Raw genomic sequence first — 16,498 nt, forward strand, 5'->3', positions numbered from 1 at the left:
TCCTTGCGGCGGCTGCATCAATGATCGTCAAGCAACTGAAAAGGGAAACGCCATGAGCGGCAACATCAATCGCCAGATCCTGCTGGTGGAGAAGCCCAGCGGCAAGCTCGGTCCCGAACATTTCAGGATGGTCGAGGGCGCGATGCCGGAGCCGAAGGACGGCGAGGCCTTGCTGCGTGTGCGCTATATCTCGCTCGACGCAGCCAACCGCGCCTGGATGCACGGCGCGACCTATCGTTCCGCCGTCGAAGCCAACAGTGTCATGGCCGGCGGCGCCATCGCCGAGGTCGTCAACTCGAAGGCAGCGGGGCTTGCGCCCGGCGATATCGTATTCGGCGACACCGGCTGGCAGGAATTTGCCGCCGTGCCGGCGAAGCATCTGACCAAGATGCCGAAGCTCGAGCCGATGACGCACCTGCTCAGCGTGTTCGGCATCGCCGGCCTCACCGCTTATTTCGGCCTGCTTGAGATCGGCAAGCCCAAAGAGGGCGAGACGGTCGTGGTCTCCGCAGCCGCAGGCTCGGTCGGCTCGATCGTCGGACAGATCGCCAAGATCAGGGGATGCCGCGTCGTCGGCATCGCCGGCGGCGCCGACAAGTGCAACTGGCTGACCTCCGAGCTCGGCTTCGATGCCGCCGTGGACTACAAGGATGGCGCGGTGTTCAAGACGCTGCGCGCAGCGGCGCCTGATGGCATCGACGTCTATTTCGACAATGTCGGCGGCGACATCCTCGAAGCCTGCCTGCCGCAGATGAACAATTACGGCCGCATCGCCTGTTGTGGCGCGATCTCGCAATATGACGGCGCGCCTGCCGCACATGGCCCGCGCGGCGTGCCCGGCCTGATCGTGGTGAAGCGGCTGACCATGCAGGGCTTCATCGTGATGGACTACATGAAGGACAGCGAGCGCGCGCTCGCCGATCTCCAGGCTTGGGTGAAATCCGGCAAGCTCAAGGTGCAGGAGGACATTCTCGATGGACTTGAGACCACGCCGAAAGCGCTGATTGGATTGCTCGCAGGCGAGAACCGCGGCAAGCGCATGGTGAGACTGACGACGTAGTCGCGCCCCAATTGCGCCGCCATAATTGACTTGCGGTAGAGGCCGAAGCGGCCAAAGATGCCGCTCGCGAGCTGACCCTCGCGACGATTGCGCTTGCATATTTTTTCAGGATGGTCGGCGTTCCCGATCGGGCAGGAATTCATTCAAATGTTCAAAAGGTTGAAGCATGCATCGACGCGCGCGGCGTTGCTGGCGACAGCACTCTTCGCAACTGCAACAGGAGCGTTCGCGCAGACCGAGGCCCAGAAAAGCACGATCCGGTCCGCATGCCGCTCGGACTTCATGGCGCATTGCTCGAGCGTGACGCCTGGCGGAGTGGAGGCGTATCAATGCCTCGCCAAGAACATGTCGAGCCTGTCGTCGGGCTGCCAGGCTGCGGTTCGCGCGGTCGAACCGGCCGCCGCGCCGAAGACCGAAGCAGCGCCCGCCAAATCTGAACCGGCCAAATCTGAACCGGCCAAGTCTGAACCGGCCAAAACGGAAGCGGCGCCGGCTGCCGCGCCAGCTTCCAAGCCGGGAGCGGCGGCCGCGCCGAAGGCAGCAGCAGCAAAGCAGCCGAGCCCCGCGCAGGTTTCCGCGATCAAGAGCGCCTGCCGCGGCGATTATCCCAAGGTCTGCGCCAGCGTGCCGCCCGGCGGCGCGCCCGCGCTCGAATGCCTGGAGAAGAACAAGGCGAAGGTGTCGGCCGGTTGCGCCAAGGCGGTGAATGCGGCTTTCGGTGGCGGAGCGGCCGCGCCTGCTTCCGCTGCTGCACCGGCCGCAGAGGCGGCGCCTGCCGCGGCTCCGGCCGCCATCGTGCTGCGGCCATTGCTGCCGCGCGAAGAGCTGTTCATCGTGCGGTCAGCTTGCGGCGCCGATATCCGCACGCTCTGCGCCGGCGTGGCGCCCGGCGGCGGCCGGATCATCCAATGCATTTCCAACCGGGCGGCATCGCTCTCGCCGGCCTGCAAGGAGGTGCTCGCGCCTTTCGCGGCGCGATGAGACCGAGCGAGCTTAATTCGTCCGCGGCATGAATTGCGGTGCGTGACGCAAAGGTTTTCGCGTGCTGAGGCGTAAACTAACCGATCCTTGTTTGAAAGGCCGCTACGACCACGACAAGCCCCGGGAGGACAACATGCGTTCATTGCTGCTCGTTGCTTCTGCGCTTCTGGCTTTCGCCGCCACCATGACCTTCGAGACCACCGACGCCAACGCGGTGGTATGCGCGCGCGGCGTCGTTCGCGCCGGCTGCGCCGGCCCGAATGCAGCCGTGGTCGTCCGCAAGCCGGTGCCGGCGGTCCGCTGCACCAGGGTTCTTGTGAACGGGGTCTATGTGAAGCGCTGCGTCTGACGCTCCGGTGGCCAATCCGCCCCGGTTTGGCTATGATTCGCACCTGACAGTTTCGGACGCGCACGAGCGTGTCCGGACATGTGCTTTGGCGTGCCGCGCGCTGGCAATAATTCCGCTGGCGCCGGACACCGGAGCACATTAGTCTACCCCTAGATAGTAAGTATACTGTCAATTAGGGAGGCAGACGTTGCGGATCGCCGTGATTGGCGGGGGGCCCGGTGGGCTCTACTTCGCCTATCTCTGGAAGAAGCGTCACCCCGAGGATCAGGTCGACCTGTTCGAACAGAACCCGGCCGACGCGACCTGGGGCTTTGGCGTCGTGTTCTCCGACCAGGCGCTGGAGTTCCTGCGCACGGACGACCCCGATACGGTCGATGCGATCGCCCCGCACATGGAGAGCTGGGAGAACATCACGCTGCACCTGCATGGCGACAGCGTCGCCATCGACGGCGTCGGCTTCTCATCGATCGGGCGACTGGATCTGCTCAGATTCCTGCAGCAGCGCGCGCTCGATGTCGGCGTGACCCCGCGCTTCGACACGCAGATCCAGGCGATCGACCAGCTCAACGGCCACGATCTGATCGTCGCCGCCGACGGGCTGAACTCGCTGGTGCGCCGCGCCTATGAGGGCGATTTCGGGACGTCGCTGTCCTACTCATCCAACAAGTTCGTCTGGTACGGCACCTCGAAACGCTTCGACACGCTGTCGCAGACTTTCGTGAAGACCGAACGCGGCGCCTTCAACGCCCATCACTACCGCTATTCGCCGACCATGAGCACCTTCCTGGTCGAATGCGATTACGCCACCTGGCAGGCCTATGGGTTCGCCTACAAGGACGTCGAGCAGTCCAAGGGCGTCTGCGAGGAGGTGTTCGCCGACACGCTCGGCGGCCATTGCCTCGTCTCCAACAAATCGGTCTGGCGCAATTTTCCCTGGATCTGGAACGAGCACTGGTCGTTCAAGAACATGGTGCTGCTCGGCGACGCCCTGCATTCGGCGCATTTCTCGATCGGCTCGGGCACACGGCTCGCGATCGAGGACGCCATCGCCCTCGTCAAGGCGCTGGAGTCGGATGCGCATCTTGCGACCGCGCTGCATCGCTATCAGGCCGCGCGCAAGCCCATCGTGCAGAAGCTCGTCAACGCGGCGCGCACCAGTGCGTTCTGGTACGAACATTTCGCCGAGCACATGAAGCTTCCCCTGATGGACTTCGCCTACAGCTACATCACCCGCTCCGGCCGCATCGACGATTCCCGGCTGCGTGCGATGTCGCCGGCCTTCATGGCTCGCTACGAGGCGGCCAGGAACGCCGGAGACGGCGCCGAAGACAAGGGCGGAGATGCGGCATGAGCCATGACATCCGTGACCAGGTGCCAGCGGACAGCGATGGCGCGCGCGAGATCGGCTTTGCCGTTCCCGACATCTACAATGCCGGCCGCGTGCTGTTCGACAATCTCGGCAAGGGCCGCGGCGACAAGCTCGCGCTCCTGGGGCCAGCAGGCACGCGCACTTATGCCGAGCTCTGCGCGGAGGCCTGCCGCTGGGGCAACGGTTTCGCCTCGCTTGGCCTGAAGCGCGGCGATCGCGTGCTGTTGTTTCTCGACGACACGCCGGCGAACCCCGCCGCCTTCTTCGGCGCCGTGCGCGCCGGCTTCGTGCCGCTGCTGATCAACACGTTGACGCCGCCGGACCTCTTGCAATTCTACCTCGCCGATTCCGGCGCGACCGTCGCGGTGGCGGATGCAGAATTCGTAACTCGCTTCAATGCCGAGGCCTGCAGGGAGACCAAGCTGCATACGCTGATCGTCGCCAACGGCGCGGCCGGCGAGCACGCGGCGCCGCGGACGCTCGCGGCGGCGAGCTGGCTCGCGCAATTTTCTGCTGAGCTGGCGGAAGCGCCGACGCGGCGCGACGAAATGGCGTTCTGGATGTACTCCTCCGGCTCGACCGGACGGCCCAAAGGCATCGTGCACCTGCAGCACGACATGGCCTACACGGATGCCGCCTTTGCGCGGAACGTACTGAAGCTGACGCCTGACGACATCTGCTTCTCGGTGCCGAAGATTTTCTTCGCCTATGGCTTCGGCAATTCCGTCACCTTCCCGTTCTCGGCCGGCGCGGCAACATTGCTGCTGCCGGGCCAGCCGAAGCCGGCAGCGATCTTCGCGGCGATCGAGCAGTACAAGCCGACAATCTTCTTCGGCCTTCCGACGCTGTACACCGCGCTAACCAAGGCCGAGGGCGCGGACAAGACGGACTTCTCGTCGCTGCGCATGGCACTCTCCGCCGCCGAGGTGCTTTCGGCCGAGGTCTTCAACGGCTGGAAGACGCTCACGGGGCTCGAAATCGTCGAAGGCCTCGGCTCGACCGAGGTGCTGCACATCTATCTCTCCAACCGGCCCGAGCAGAAGAAGCTCGGTGCTGCGGGCCTGCGCGTTCCCGGCTACGAGGTCGCGCTGCGCGACAAGGACGGCCGCGACGTCGGCGACAACGAGGAAGGGATTCTGTGGGTCCGCGGTGATTCCAACACGCCGCTGTACTGGAACCGGCCGGACAAATCCGCCGAGACCATCCGCGAGGGCGGCTGGATCTACACCGGTGATCGCTTCGTGCGGGATGCCGACGGTTTCCACTTCTTCCGTGGCCGCGCCGACGATCTCATCAAGATCTCCGGCCAGTGGGTCTACCCGCTCGAGGTCGAGCTGTGCCTCGCCGATCACCCCGACATCCGCGAATGCGCAGTGTTCGCCGCCGAGCTGCCGGACCGTCGCATGACGCTGAAGGCGGTGGTGGTGATGAACAACCGTGCGGTCGACCAGAGTGAGGCGACGCGCAGGCTGCAGGACTATGTCAAGGGCAGGCTGCTGCCGTACAAATATCCGCGCGAGGTGATCTTCATCGACGAGTTGCCGAAGACGGGGACGGGGAAGATCGATCGGCAGGCGTTGCTGCGGATGTGAGGCGAGGACGGACTTCCGCGCATCGCAATCGTAGGGTGGGCAAAGCGGAGCGTGCCCACCATTCCCCAACAGAAGAGAGATCGTCGGCACGGCGCTTCGCGCCTTTGCCCACCCTACGAGATCGCGCTCCGGGCCGGCCGGGGCGCCCTCACCCAGCCTTCCCAAGATGCTCCAGCGCGTCCTCCGCGCGCAGCGGCACGCGGGAGGCTTCGTTGTTGAGATCGACCAGCTGCGCCAGCAGGCCCATCAGCGCCTTGCGGTCGGCGGGCTTGAGCGGCTCCAGCATCCGGGCCTGGGCGCGCTCGACGGCGGGGATGATCTCGCGCAGGATCGCAGCGCCCGACTTGGTCAGATAGAGCAGCTTGATCCGCTTGTCCTCGGGTGCCGGCTTGCGCTCGATATAGGCCTTGGCCTGGAGACGTTCGATCACGCTGCCGAGCGTGGAGCGGTCGAAAGCGATCACCGCCGAGAGCCGGGTCGCATCAATGCCGGGATGGGTGTGGATCGCGATTAGCGCGGCATATTGCACCGGCGTAAGGTCGAAGGTCTTGCACTCCTCCATGAAGATGGAGACCGCGATCTGCTGCATGCGCCGGAACAGATAACCCGGCGCGGCATAGACCGCGTCCATCGTGATCGGAGGGGGCGGCTTACTCGGCATCGGGCTGCTTCTCCGGCGCGGCATCGGCAAATGCCGGCAGTGCCTTGGCGGCGGCCTCGGCCTGGAGCAGGCGCGGATAGGCGGAGACCTCGACGCCGAAGCGGCGCGCATTGCCGAGCTGCGGCACGAGGCAGAGATCGGCCAGCGTCGGCGCATTGCCGAAGCAGAATGGGCCCTTCTCGTCCTTGATCAGCGTCTCGCAGGCCGACAGGCCCTCGCGGTTGACCCAGGCGGCCCAATCCTGGACCTTCTCCTCGGGCAGGCCGAGCTCACGCAGCCGCGCCAGCACTTTCAGGTTCTGCACCGGATGGGTGTCGCAGGCGATCGCCAGCGCAAACGCCCGCACCTTGGCGCGGCGCAGCGGATCCTTCGGCAACAGCGGCGGATTGGGATGGGTCTCGTCGAGCCATTCGATGATGGCGACCGATTGCGTCAGCACTCCGCCCGCATCGTCCTCCAGCGCCGGCACCAGGCCCTGCGGGTTGATGGCGAGATAGCTGGGGGCGCATTGCTCGCCCTTCCGCAAATGATGCGGCAGATGCTCGGCGCCGAGCCCCTTGAGGTTCAGCGCGATCCGCACGCGATAGGCGGCGCTGGAGCGGAAATAGCCGTGCAGCTTCATTGAGACCTCCCTGCTTTTGTCATTCCGGGGCGACGCGCCAGCGTCGAGCCCGGAATCCATACTCCCGATCGTGGTTATGGATTCCGGGCTCGCCGGGCCACGCGTTGCGCGGCCCTTCGCCCCGGAATGACAACCTTGTATGTCATCCGTCACGTTGACGCTACCTAGATCCTCAGTATACTGTCAATCAACAAACGATCGGGAGCAGCAACCATGAAAGCCGTGACCAAGACGCCGGAACGCGAGGCGTTCTACCGGAAGATCGACGGCGAGAATCTCACCGCACTGTGGACGGTGATGAGCGACCTGATCACGCCGGAGCCGAAAAGCGCGTGCCGGCCTCACCTCTGGAAGTTCGACGTCATCCGCGACTACATGGTTGAAGCCGGCAAGCTCATCACCGCCAAGGAAGCCGAGCGGCGCGTGCTGGTGCTGGAGAACCCGGGACTGCGCGGGCAATCCAAAATTACGACCTCGCTCTATGCCGGCGTGCAGATGGTGGTGCCCGGCGACGTCGCGCCTGCGCACCGGCATAGCCAGTCGGCGCTGCGCTTCGTGCTCGAAGGCAGGGGCGCCCACACCGCGGTGGACGGCGAGCGCACTGCGATGCAGCCCGGGGACTTCATCATCACGCCGTCGATGACCTGGCACGATCATTCCAACGAGACCGATCAGCCGATGTTCTGGCTCGACGGCCTCGACATTCCACTGGTGCAATTCTTCGACTGCTCCTTTGCCGAAGGCGCGAAGGAAGACCAGCAGAGGATCACCAAGCCCGCGGGCGACAGCTTTGCCCGCTACGGCCACAACCTCTTGCCCGTTGATGTGAAGCGGAGCTCGAAGACTTCGCCGATCTTCAGCTATCCCTATGCCTACACCCGCGAGGCGCTGGAGAAGGCCAGGACGAGCCAGGAATGGGACGCCTGCCACGGCCTCAAGCTGAAGTTCAGCAACCCCGAGACCGGCGATTTCGCGATGCCGACGATTGGCACCTTCATCCAGCTGCTGCCGAAGGGTTTCAACACCGCGCGCTATCGTTCGACCGATGCGACGGTGTTCTGCCCGATCGAGGGTAAGGGTCGGAGCCACGTCGGCGATACAATGTTCGAATGGGGCCCGCGCGACCTGTTCGTGGTGCCGAGCTGGCATTGGGTGACGCACGAGGCGGATGAGGATGCCGTGCTGTTCAGCTTCTCGGATCGGCCGGTGCAGCAGAAGCTGGATCTGTTCAGGGAAGACCGCGGGAACGCGTGACGGTCGCCGGTCTCGTAGGGTGGGCAAAGGCGCCCTTGCGCCGTGCCCACGTCTTCGCGACTCATGAAGGAATGGTGGGCACGCTTCGCTTTGCCCACCCTACGGCGCCGGTGATCGTATCTAGCGCCAGTGCAACAGCCGCATCTCCAGCCAGCCGATCACCTTCCCGACCGCCAGCCCAAACACCGACAGGATCACGACGCCCGCGAGCAGCTGATCGGTCTGCATCAGGTTGCCGGCCTGCAGCACGAAGGCGCCGATGCCGTATTGGGCGCCGATCATCTCGGCGCTGACGACCAGCAGCAGCGCGACGGAGGCGGTGATGCGGAAGCCGGCAAGGATCGCCGGCAGCGCGCCCGGCCAGATCACCTTGCGCACGATGGTGGCGAACGGAACGTTGAAGCTCTGCGCCATGCGGATCAGGTTGCGCGGCACGGCATCGACGCCGCTATAGACCGAGATCGCGGTCGAGAAGAATACCCCGAGCGCAATGGTCGCGATCTTCGGCTCTTCGCCGATGCCGAGCCAGAGAATGAGCAGCGGCAGCAACGCGATCTTCGGAATCGGAAACAGCGCCGAGATGAAGGTGATGCCGACGCTGCGCGCAAGGCGCGACAGGCCGATGGCGAAGCCGACGGCGATGCCAGCCGCCGTTCCCAACAGCCAGCCGACGCCGATCCGCAGCAGCGAGGCCGAAACATGCTGCCAGAGTGCGCCGGAAACGGCGAGCTGATAGATCGCGCGAACAATTGCGGAAGGAGTCGGCAGAAACAGCGCATTGACGAGGCCGGCGCTGCCGGCGGCCTGCCAGATCGCGATAAGCAGGCCGAGCGCGATCCAGCCGCCGTACCGGCTCGAGGCAGGCACGAAACCGGCGCCGCGGAAGCGGACGGGCCGCGTCGCTTCGTTCTTGGCCGTGTCCGTTGCCGCGCGATCAAGCATGCTGGACCTCGCGCTCGGCATCGATCGCCTCGTTGCGGATCAGCGACCAGATCTGGTTCTGCAGCACCAGGAGCTTTTCGCGCGCCGCCGCTTCGCCGCGCGTCGCCCGCGCCATCGGCACGGTGACGACCTCGCGGATGCGGCCAGGACGGCGCGACAGCACCACGATGCGGTCGGCGAGCCGCACGGCCTCTTTGAGATTGTGGGTCACATAGACCGCGCCCATGCCGCCATCTGCGAGCAGGCGGATGAAATCCTCCATCAAGAGCTCGCGGGTCTGCGAATCCAGCGCCGAGAGCGGTTCGTCCATCAAGAGGATCGCGGGCCTCACCGCAAGCGCGCGCGAGATGCCGACGCGCTGGCGCATGCCGCCGGAGAGCTGCTTGGGATAGGTCTGGCGAAAATCGGTGAGGCCGGTGCGGCGCAGCGCATCCTCGACCAGCGCGCGGCGCTGCGCGGCCGAGAGCTGGGTGTGCAGCAGCGGGAATCCAACATTCTCCTCCACCGTCGCCCAGGGCAGCAGCGCAAAATCCTGGAACACGAAGGTCAGCGGATTGAGACTGTCCGCCGGCGGCGCGCCGCGCAGCTCGGGCGCGCCGGAGGTCGGCTGCAGCAGCCCGCCGAGGATCGACAGCAGCGTGCTCTTGCCGCAGCCGGACGGCCCGACGATCGCCACCACCTCGCCGGCCCCGACGGTGAACGAGACGTCGTCGAGCACGGCGAGATCGCCGAAGCGATGGGAGATGTGGCTGGCGATCAGGTCCATGCGATCTCGTCTATCCCTGCGTCATTCCGGGATGGCCCGACCGACCAGACCCGGAACCTCGAGATTCCGGGTTCGATGCTTCGCATCGCCCCGGAAGGACAGCAAACATCAATCCGCCTTTACGAATTCCTTCGCGATGATCGCTTCCGCATCAAAGCCCTTGTCGACGAAGCCCTGCTCCTGCAGCCATTTGATCTGGTTGTCGACGTTCTTCACGTCGAGCTTGCCGTCGGGATCGATATAGGCGCAGTTGCCGACCACCTGCTCGACCGGCAGGTTGGTGTACTTTGCGATGATCTCCAGCAGCGGTTTTGTCCGTTCGTTGATGGGGGCAACGCCATCCTTCATCGAAGCCAGAATGACGTCGTGATATTCGCGGTCGGCTTTCGCGAGCACGCCGAGGAATTTCGTCACCATCGCCTTGTTGGCCAGCGTCTTCGGCGCGGCGAATACCGCCCCCAGCTGCCACGGCGTCTCGTCGCCGACCCAGCCCAGGAATTTCGCGCCGCCCTCGTCCATCAGCTTTCGCGCCGTCGAGATCGGGAGCAAGGCGGCATCGACGGTCTCGCCCTTGAGCGCAGCGGCGGCATTCGACAGCGATTGCAGCGGCACGATCTTCACGTCCGCGAGCTTGAAGCCGTATTTGTCGGCGAGCAGGCCGAGCGAATAGTGGAAGCTCGATCCGACCTGCGTCATCGCCACGCGCTTGCCCGCGAGGTCCTTCGGCGTCTTCAAGCCGCTCGCATAGGCATTGTTGCTGGCGAAATAGCCGATCAGGGGATAGCCGGGCTTCTCGCGGCTCATGCCGCCGATCACCTTCAGCACCCCCTTGCCGCCGAGATTGTAGAGCCCGGCGGTGAAGGCGGTGACGCCGAAATCGACGTCGCCCGAGGTGGTGGCTACCGCAATCGGCTGCGCTGCGTCGAAGAACTTCAGCTCGACCTCCAACCCGGCCTCACGGAAATAGCCCTTGTCCTGCGCGATGAAGACCGGCGCCGACGAAGACAGGCGGAGCACGCCGATCCTGGCTTTCAGCGGATCCTCGGCCCATGCCGTGCCCATAGCCATGATCGCCATCAGGCCCCCTACCGCGAGCCGCGCAATCCCGATCATCCCGTTTCCTCCGCTTTGTCTTGCAGTGCGTTACAGGCCTTCGGGCACCGCCTGGTCCCGTCCGATGAAGGCGCCCTGTTGTTTCAACGTTTCCTGCAACTTTTCAATGGGGATTTCGCGTGGAATCCGGTTTCCGGACAGCGCCAGCGCGGCGGCGGAACCGGCGGCCTCACCCATCGCGAAGCAGGCACCGGAGACCCGGGCGGCCGACTGGCCCTCGTGGGTCATCGAGGCGCAGCGGCCGGCGACCAGGAGATTGTCGACGCCCTCAGGGACCAGCATCCGGTAAGGCAGCTCATTATAGCCGCGCGATTCCGGGATCGGCGGGAAGGTGAAGACGACGTCGCCGGGCACATGGGCCTCGATCGGCCAGCCGTTGACGCCGATGGAGTCCGCGAACGAGGCACAGCCGAGCACGTCGTCACCGCTGAGCTGGTAGCCACCCTTGATGCGGCGGGTCTCGCGGAGACCGAGCTGCGGCGGCAGGTCGACGATATAGGACTTTTCAAATCCGGGCACCGCGCTGCGCAGGAATTCGTACGCAGCGAGCGCCTGCTTGCGGCCCTCGATCTCGCCGCGGGTGAGATCGTCGGGCTCGACGCCGTTGATGGCATGGCCGTCCTCGCGCGCGACCTGGGTGAAGTTCACCCGCCATTCGATGCCGGACTTTTGCGGCCGCACGATCGCGCTTCTGCGCGGGAATGCGTGGGTGCCGGCCGCGACGGCCTTTTCCATCAATTGCGGAATGGTGCGCCAGGCCTCGCCGGCCTTGGCGGGATCGATGCCGTTGAGACGGAGCATCATCGAGGGGTAGAGCGGATGGCCATGCTCGTCGCCGATCTCGAACGGCGCGCCGGCCCACACGGCGAGATCGCCGTCGCCGGAGCAGTCGACGAAGATCTCCGCGCGCACCGCCTGCCGGCCAGCCTTGGTCTCGATCAGCATCGCGTCGATGCGGCGCTCATCGGCCATCACGACGCCGGCGCCGAGGGCGTGGAAGAGCATATTCACCTTATGGCTGGCGAGCAGCTGGTCGGCCGCGATCTTGTAGGCGGCGGTGTCATAGGCCTGGGCAAAAACCTTGCCGAGGATCAGATGCGGCGCGTTGAGGCCGTTCAAGCGATCGATCCGCGCCAGCAGCTCCGAGGCCAGCCCCTGCACCAGCCGCCGGTGCTCGCCATGGACATTGCCGTGCAGGCCGCAGAAATTGGTGACGCCGGCCGCTGTGCCCATGCCGCCGAGAAAGCCGTAACGTTCGATCAGCAGCGTCTTCCGCCCCGCGCGCGCCGCTGCGGCTGCCGCCACGATGCCGGCCGGCCCGCCGCCGAGCACGACGACTTCATATTCGCCATAGAGCGGCACTTTGCGCGCTGGTTCGTCGATCGTCGTGGCCCACATGGCGCGTTCCTTCCCGGAATCTGGTTCGAACTGGATCACGGCTTAGCCGGCGGTCCTCATGCCCGCAAGATCGCGGTTGCTCGCTAACGGTGGACCTGAGACAAGTGCAGGCATGGATTCGATCATCGTCAGATACTGCTTCGCCGCTTCTATCGCCCTCGCGATCTCGGCCGTTCCCGCCTCGGCCGTGGAGCAAAACTGCCGCTTCATCCCCGCCAAGCCCGATCGCGAGGCCTGCTACAAGCGGCAGGAGGAAGACCTGTCGGCTAAGCGCAAGCCGGCCACGCTGGCGGCTGAGAGCACGACGCTCGACACGCTGCGCCAGTTGCGGCAGGACGATGACGCGGTCTATCGCAGCATCAACAACATCTGCCGCGGCTGCTGACCACGATGGCAGGATCCAAGGACGGACAAGAGGAAGCATAGGGATGCAGATCGATGGAGTTGATGCTCTAAGGAACGCAATCAGTTCTGGATGGGCTCCCGAGTTCGTCTTCTTCTGGGGACACACTCCGAAGGATCACAGGATCGGCAAGCACGTGCTCAGCCAGTGGTGGCCGGCGACCTTCGTCATTGATGGCCAAACCTATAGTACAGCCGAGCACTATATGATGGCCCAGAAGGCTGAACTATTTGGGGATCAGGACACGCTCGCCGCCATCCTTTCTGCGCCCGGTCCTTCGGAAGCGAAGAAGCTCGGTCGGCGAGTCAAGGGCTTCGACGAGGAGCGCTGGATAGTCCATCGCTTCGACGTCGCGGTACGCGGCAATTTGGCGAAGTTTGGCCAGAACCCGGAGCTCGGAGACTGGCTGCTCGCGACCCGTGATGCTGTGCTTGTAGAAGCCAGCCCCGTTGATAGCGTCTGGGGGATCGGTGTTGCCGCAGACGACAAGCGAGCCAGTGACCCGCATAACTGGCCGGGCCTCAACCTGCTGGGTTTTGCGCTGATGAAAGCCCGCCATTCACTGAAATCAGGATCGTCGGCGCCCTAGCTGCCACTACCCCAGTTCGCCGCCCGCTTCTCGGCGAAGGAGGCCAGTCCCTCCGCCGCCTCGGCGCTCTGGCGCTTGAGCGAGTGCAATCGCACGAGCCGGGTGTAAGCGGCATCGTTCACGGCCATGCCGCCGAACGAGCTCTCCAGCGCAAGCCGCTTGGTCTCGGCCATGGCCTCCGGTCCGTTGGCGAGCAGCTGCTCGACCACCTTGGCGCCTGCGGCCTCGAGATCGGCGAGCGGCACCACCTCGTGGACGAGGCCGATGCGGCGGGCGTCCTCGGCGCCGAAGCGCTCGCCGGTCAGCGCGTAACGGCGGACTTGCCGTACACTAATGGCATCGCAGAGCTGCGGGATGATGATCGCCGCGGTCAGGCCCCAGCGCACCTCGGTGATCGAGAACAGGGCGTTGTCCGCTGCAATCACGACATCGCAGGCCGCGATGACGCCGGTGCCGCCCCCGAAGCAGCCGCCCTGCACCAGCGCGACGGTCGGAAGCGGCAAAGTGTTGAGCCGCTGCACGGCCTCGAACGTCGCCCGCGAGGCTGCCTCGTTCGCCTCGCGCGATTGCGGCCGCACGCTGTTGATCCATTTGAGATCGGCGCCGGCCTGGAAGTGCTTGCCGTTGCCCCGGAGCACGACGACGCGCAAATTGGGCTTGCTGCCGAGGTCGTCCATGGCCGCAAGCACGCCTGAGATCAGCGCGCCGTCATAGGCGTTGTTGACCTCCGGCCGGTTCAACGTGACGGTCGCAACCCCGCGTTCATCGAGGCTCCACAGGACGGGGCTGGTACTCATCGGCGGTCCTCCGGTTGTTTGCCGCACACTATGGCTGAGCGCGCCTGCCCTGATCCATATCTTTCCGGCGTAGGGTGGCCGCGTCCATCGCATGGCGGCTTGTGTCATGCTGGCGCCGGGCGACACCACGGGATGGACACGGGATATCAACATGCGCATCTGCATTTTCGGCGCAGGCGCCGTCGGCAGCCACATTGCGGTACGGCTGGCGCGCGCCGGCCATGAGGTCAGTTGCGTGATGCGGGGGGCGCATCTGGAGGCGGCCCGCGCCAACGGCCTCAAGCTGCGCGTCGGCGATTCCGAGGTCGGCGCCAAGGTGAACGCGTCAGGCGATCCGGCTCAGCTCGGCCCGCAGGACGTCGTGATCTCGACCTTGAAGGCGACGGCGCTTCAGGGGCTGGTTTCCAGCATCAAGCCGCTGCTCCAGGACGACACCGCGATCGTGTTCGCGCAGAACGGCATTCCCTGGTGGTACGGTATCGGCCTGCCGCCGCGGCACCCGACACCGCCCGACATTTCATTCCTCGATCCCGGCGGGCGCCTGCGCGCCTGCATCCCGAAGGAGCGGATCATCGGCGGCGTGATCTTCTCCTCCAACGAGGTGATCGCGCCCGGCGTGGTGCAGAACCTGACGCCGGACCGCAACCGCCTCCTGATCGGCGAATGCGACGACCGCAATTGCGAGCGGATCACGAAACTGCGCGGCGTCTTCAACGATGCGCGGCTGGAATCGCCGCCGGTCGCCGAGATCCGCGAGGCGATCTGGTCAAAGCTGCTGACCAACATGTCGCTGTCGGTGCTGTGCCTGCTTACAGGCCAGACCGCGCGCGGCGTGCGCGACGACCCCGCCTTCACGGAGGTAATTCCGCGCATGCTGAACGAGGCCAACGAAATCGCCCAATACTTCATTCCCGAGGTCAAGCGTGCCAGCCGCAGCGGCCCCGCCCCCAACCACAAGCCGTCGCTGCTGCAGGATTACGAGCTCGGCCGCGCCATGGAAGTCGACGTGCTGGTGAAGGCGCCCCAGGCCTTCGCGCGCACCGCCGGCCTGTCCACGCCGACGCTCGACCTGATCGCCGCGCTCGCGATCCAGAAGGCGCGTGACAAGGGGCTTTATTCGGCGTGAGGCTCAGGCGAGCGCGTCGATCCAGGCCGCGAGCGCGTCCAGCACCTCGGTGAGCGCCTCGTCATTGCTACGGCCGGATTTCTTGAGCACCGCAAAGGAATGGTCGCCGCCTGCGACCTCATGCAGCGTCGCCTTACGCCCGAGCCGCTCGATGACGGGCTCGAGATGGGCAAGATCGGCAAGCTCATCGCGTGTGCCTTGCAGGAACAGCATGGGAATCGCGATTGCAGCGAGGTGCTCGGCGCGCTCGCTCGACGGCTTCTTGGCAGCATGGAGGGGAAAGCCGAGGAAGGCCAGCCCTTTGACATCGGGGAGCGGCGACTTCGACTGCGCCTGCGAGGTCATGCGGCCGCCGAATGATTTTCCACCGGCAACGAGCTTCAGCCCGGGGCAGAGCCGCCCCGCCTCCGCGACCGCGGCGCGCACGCTCGCGTGTGCGATTGCGGGCGGGTCAGGACGTCCCTTCTTCGCTTCCATGTAGGGAAAATTGAAGCGGAACGTCGCAATGCCGCGTTCGGCAAGGCCGGCTGCAACCTTCTCCATGAAGGAATGCCGCATGTCTGCGCCGGCGCCGTGCGCCAGGACGTAGCAGGCGCGCGCGTGGGTCGGCTGCGTCAGGATCGCCGAGATCGTGCCGATGCGCTCGATGTCGAACTTGAGCTCTGTCGTCTTGCCCGTCATGACCGCCTCGATTTGCATCTAAAGCGCGATGAGATCTGGATGAACGTCATCGCGCTTCAGGTTGTTGTTCGCGCATGATCTTTCCGGAAAACCGCTTCGCACTTTTCCGGATCATGCTCTATTGGCGCGTGCCGCTCGCGGGCCAGAGATAGTTCAGGACCTGATCGAGCGTCATCATGATCTCGCGGCGTCCGGCCTCGTTGTTCACAGAGCCGAATTTCTCCTCGAGCGCAAGCTTGGCGAAGCCGTGAACGGTGGACCAGGCTGCCGCAGCCGCCGTCTTCGCCTCCTTCGCGGTGCCGCCGGTCAGCTCGGCGACGACGACCTCGAACGCATGGCCGGCGGCCCTGCTCGCCTGCTTCAGGCGCGCATCGTCGGCAACCAGCCGCTTGTTGGCAAACATCGTCTGGAAACGGCCGGGATGCCTCAACGCATAATCGACATAGGCAAGTCCCTGGGCGTGGAGCTTGTCGCGGACGCCCTGCTTGCCGGAGGCCGCCTCGCGCAAGGCGCCGGCAAGCGCGTCGTAGCCGCGGATCGCCACTTCGGTGAGAAGGCCCTGGGCGTTGCCGAAATGATGCGATGGCGCGGCCGGCGAAACGCCGGCGCGGCGTGCGGCTTCGCGCAGCGTGAAGGCTTCCGCGCCCTGCTCGGCGAGAATGGCTTCGCTCGCGGCGATCAGCGCCTCTTGCAATTCGCCGTGATGGTATCCGACCTCCGGCCTTGGCCGGGTCGGAGCGGTGCTGCGCTTGGCGGCGGGGGCCCGTTTCTTCATGTAACTTGACACTGTTCAGA

At 65.3% G+C, this 16,498-nt stretch carries 18 protein-coding genes; 9 read left to right on the top strand and 9 right to left on the bottom strand.

Going from position 1 to position 16,498, the window contains the following annotated elements:
• Positions 1-52 precede the first annotated feature (52 nt).
• The 5 genes from GA0061099_RS23520 to GA0061099_RS23540 all read left to right on the top strand — a co-directional run bounded on the left by GA0061099_RS23520 (position 53) and on the right by GA0061099_RS23540 (position 5,351).
• Entirely contained in the window at positions 53-1,060 is a 1,008-nt protein-coding gene (locus GA0061099_RS23520; RefSeq protein ID WP_036026397.1) for an NADP-dependent oxidoreductase, read from the top strand.
• Positions 1,061-1,207: 147 nt separating this feature from the next.
• Positions 1,208-2,041, top strand: coding sequence for a hypothetical protein (locus GA0061099_RS23525; RefSeq protein WP_074448062.1), 834 nt, complete (start codon positions 1,208-1,210; stop codon positions 2,039-2,041).
• Between the two features lie 133 nt (positions 2,042-2,174).
• Positions 2,175-2,390, top strand: a complete 216-nt coding sequence (locus GA0061099_RS23530) for a hypothetical protein (protein WP_036026389.1) — start codon at positions 2,175-2,177, stop codon at positions 2,388-2,390.
• Positions 2,391-2,577: 187 nt separating this feature from the next.
• Entirely contained in the window at positions 2,578-3,741 is a 1,164-nt protein-coding gene (locus tag GA0061099_RS23535; RefSeq protein ID WP_036026387.1) for an FAD-dependent monooxygenase, read from the top strand.
• Entirely contained in the window at positions 3,738-5,351 is a 1,614-nt protein-coding gene (locus tag GA0061099_RS23540; protein ID WP_036026385.1) for a benzoate-CoA ligase family protein, read from the top strand. The genes GA0061099_RS23535 and GA0061099_RS23540 overlap by 4 nt, the downstream gene beginning before the upstream one ends.
• A 148-nt stretch (positions 5,352-5,499) precedes the next feature.
• On the opposite strand, the gene GA0061099_RS23545 is transcribed toward GA0061099_RS23540, so the two are convergent.
• Positions 5,500-6,012 (bottom strand): MarR family winged helix-turn-helix transcriptional regulator, encoded by a 513-nt coding sequence (locus GA0061099_RS23545; protein ID WP_036026384.1) that lies wholly within the window; start codon positions 6,010-6,012, stop codon positions 5,500-5,502.
• The gene (maiA, locus tag GA0061099_RS23550; RefSeq protein WP_036026383.1) at positions 6,002-6,634 is read right to left on the bottom strand and encodes a maleylacetoacetate isomerase; all 633 of its coding nucleotides are present in this window, start codon (positions 6,632-6,634) and stop codon (positions 6,002-6,004) included. The genes GA0061099_RS23545 and maiA overlap by 11 nt, the downstream gene beginning before the upstream one ends.
• Positions 6,635-6,847: 213 nt before the next feature.
• On the opposite strand from maiA, the gene gtdA reads away from it, so the two are divergent.
• Positions 6,848-7,888: a gentisate 1,2-dioxygenase gene (gtdA, locus tag GA0061099_RS23555; protein WP_036026380.1), complete on the top strand. Its 1,041-nt coding sequence runs from the start codon at positions 6,848-6,850 to the stop codon at positions 7,886-7,888.
• Between the two features lie 120 nt (positions 7,889-8,008).
• Here the strand turns inward: gtdA and GA0061099_RS23560 are convergent, their stop codons facing one another.
• The 4 genes from GA0061099_RS23560 to GA0061099_RS23575 all read right to left on the bottom strand — a co-directional run bounded on the left by GA0061099_RS23560 (position 8,009) and on the right by GA0061099_RS23575 (position 12,107).
• The gene (locus GA0061099_RS23560) at positions 8,009-8,830 is read right to left on the bottom strand and encodes an ABC transporter permease (protein WP_036026379.1); all 822 of its coding nucleotides are present in this window, start codon (positions 8,828-8,830) and stop codon (positions 8,009-8,011) included.
• Complete coding sequence (locus GA0061099_RS23565; RefSeq protein WP_074448063.1) at positions 8,823-9,596, bottom strand: ABC transporter ATP-binding protein; 774 nt, start codon at positions 9,594-9,596, stop codon at positions 8,823-8,825. Before GA0061099_RS23565 ends, GA0061099_RS23560 begins: the two co-directional genes overlap by 8 nt.
• A gap of 108 nt (positions 9,597-9,704) precedes the next feature.
• Positions 9,705-10,709 carry an ABC transporter substrate-binding protein gene (locus GA0061099_RS23570; RefSeq protein ID WP_036026376.1) on the bottom strand — a complete coding sequence of 335 codons (1,005 nt, stop codon included), beginning with the start codon at positions 10,707-10,709 and terminating at the stop codon, positions 9,705-9,707.
• A 30-nt stretch (positions 10,710-10,739) separates the two neighbouring features.
• Positions 10,740-12,107, bottom strand: a complete 1,368-nt coding sequence (locus GA0061099_RS23575; protein ID WP_074448064.1) for an FAD-dependent oxidoreductase — start codon at positions 12,105-12,107, stop codon at positions 10,740-10,742.
• A 112-nt stretch (positions 12,108-12,219) separates the two neighbouring features.
• On the opposite strand from GA0061099_RS23575, the gene GA0061099_RS23580 reads away from it, so the two are divergent.
• Positions 12,220-12,492: a hypothetical protein gene (locus tag GA0061099_RS23580; RefSeq protein ID WP_050995971.1), complete on the top strand. Its 273-nt coding sequence runs from the start codon at positions 12,220-12,222 to the stop codon at positions 12,490-12,492.
• Between the two features lie 43 nt (positions 12,493-12,535).
• On the top strand, positions 12,536-13,099 hold the full coding sequence (locus tag GA0061099_RS23585) for an NADAR family protein (protein ID WP_036026370.1): 564 nt from the start codon (positions 12,536-12,538) through the stop codon (positions 13,097-13,099).
• Here GA0061099_RS23585 and GA0061099_RS23590 read toward each other — a convergent pair.
• A complete protein-coding gene (locus GA0061099_RS23590; RefSeq protein ID WP_036026369.1) occupies positions 13,096-13,896 on the bottom strand; it encodes an enoyl-CoA hydratase-related protein in 801 nt (266 codons plus the stop codon). The genes GA0061099_RS23585 and GA0061099_RS23590 overlap by 4 nt on opposite strands.
• Positions 13,897-14,047: 151 nt before the next feature.
• Here GA0061099_RS23590 and GA0061099_RS23595 point away from each other — a divergent pair, with 151 nt between their 5' ends.
• A complete protein-coding gene (locus tag GA0061099_RS23595) occupies positions 14,048-15,022 on the top strand; it encodes a ketopantoate reductase family protein (protein WP_074448082.1) in 975 nt (324 codons plus the stop codon).
• 3 nt (positions 15,023-15,025) lie between these two features.
• Here GA0061099_RS23595 and GA0061099_RS23600 read toward each other — a convergent pair whose 3' ends face one another.
• Together GA0061099_RS23600 and GA0061099_RS23605 are read right to left on the bottom strand one after the other, a co-directional pair.
• Positions 15,026-15,703: an alpha/beta hydrolase family protein gene (locus GA0061099_RS23600; protein WP_036026365.1), complete on the bottom strand. Its 678-nt coding sequence runs from the start codon at positions 15,701-15,703 to the stop codon at positions 15,026-15,028.
• Positions 15,704-15,821: 118 nt separating this feature from the next.
• The gene (locus GA0061099_RS23605; RefSeq protein WP_050995970.1) at positions 15,822-16,478 is read right to left on the bottom strand and encodes a TetR/AcrR family transcriptional regulator; all 657 of its coding nucleotides are present in this window, start codon (positions 16,476-16,478) and stop codon (positions 15,822-15,824) included.
• Between the last annotated feature and the right edge of the window lie 20 nt (positions 16,479-16,498).

Source organism: Bradyrhizobium yuanmingense, assembly GCF_900094575.1.
Classification (GTDB): Bacteria; Pseudomonadota; Alphaproteobacteria; order Rhizobiales; family Xanthobacteraceae; genus Bradyrhizobium; species Bradyrhizobium yuanmingense.

Coding starts and splice junctions, on each gene's coding strand:
- GA0061099_RS23520 (WP_036026397.1), top strand. CDS start 53: ATGAGCGGCAACATCAATCGCCAGATCCTGCTGGTGGAGAAGCCCAGC.
- GA0061099_RS23525 (WP_074448062.1), top strand. CDS start 1,208: ATGTTCAAAAGGTTGAAGCATGCATCGACGCGCGCGGCGTTGCTGGCG.
- GA0061099_RS23530 (WP_036026389.1), top strand. CDS start 2,175: ATGCGTTCATTGCTGCTCGTTGCTTCTGCGCTTCTGGCTTTCGCCGCC.
- GA0061099_RS23540 (WP_036026385.1), top strand. CDS start 3,738: ATGAGCCATGACATCCGTGACCAGGTGCCAGCGGACAGCGATGGCGCG.
- GA0061099_RS23545 (WP_036026384.1), bottom strand. CDS start 6,012: ATGCCGAGTAAGCCGCCCCCTCCGATCACGATGGACGCGGTCTATGCC.
- maiA (WP_036026383.1), bottom strand. CDS start 6,634: ATGAAGCTGCACGGCTATTTCCGCTCCAGCGCCGCCTATCGCGTGCGG.
- gtdA (WP_036026380.1), top strand. CDS start 6,848: ATGAAAGCCGTGACCAAGACGCCGGAACGCGAGGCGTTCTACCGGAAG.
- GA0061099_RS23560 (WP_036026379.1), bottom strand. CDS start 8,830: ATGCTTGATCGCGCGGCAACGGACACGGCCAAGAACGAAGCGACGCGG.
- GA0061099_RS23565 (WP_074448063.1), bottom strand. CDS start 9,596: ATGGACCTGATCGCCAGCCACATCTCCCATCGCTTCGGCGATCTCGCC.
- GA0061099_RS23570 (WP_036026376.1), bottom strand. CDS start 10,709: ATGATCGGGATTGCGCGGCTCGCGGTAGGGGGCCTGATGGCGATCATG.
- GA0061099_RS23575 (WP_074448064.1), bottom strand. CDS start 12,107: ATGTGGGCCACGACGATCGACGAACCAGCGCGCAAAGTGCCGCTCTAT.
- GA0061099_RS23580 (WP_050995971.1), top strand. CDS start 12,220: ATGGATTCGATCATCGTCAGATACTGCTTCGCCGCTTCTATCGCCCTC.
- GA0061099_RS23585 (WP_036026370.1), top strand. CDS start 12,536: ATGCAGATCGATGGAGTTGATGCTCTAAGGAACGCAATCAGTTCTGGA.
- GA0061099_RS23590 (WP_036026369.1), bottom strand. CDS start 13,896: ATGAGTACCAGCCCCGTCCTGTGGAGCCTCGATGAACGCGGGGTTGCG.
- GA0061099_RS23595 (WP_074448082.1), top strand. CDS start 14,048: ATGCGCATCTGCATTTTCGGCGCAGGCGCCGTCGGCAGCCACATTGCG.
- GA0061099_RS23600 (WP_036026365.1), bottom strand. CDS start 15,703: ATGACGGGCAAGACGACAGAGCTCAAGTTCGACATCGAGCGCATCGGC.
- GA0061099_RS23605 (WP_050995970.1), bottom strand. CDS start 16,478: ATGAAGAAACGGGCCCCCGCCGCCAAGCGCAGCACCGCTCCGACCCGG.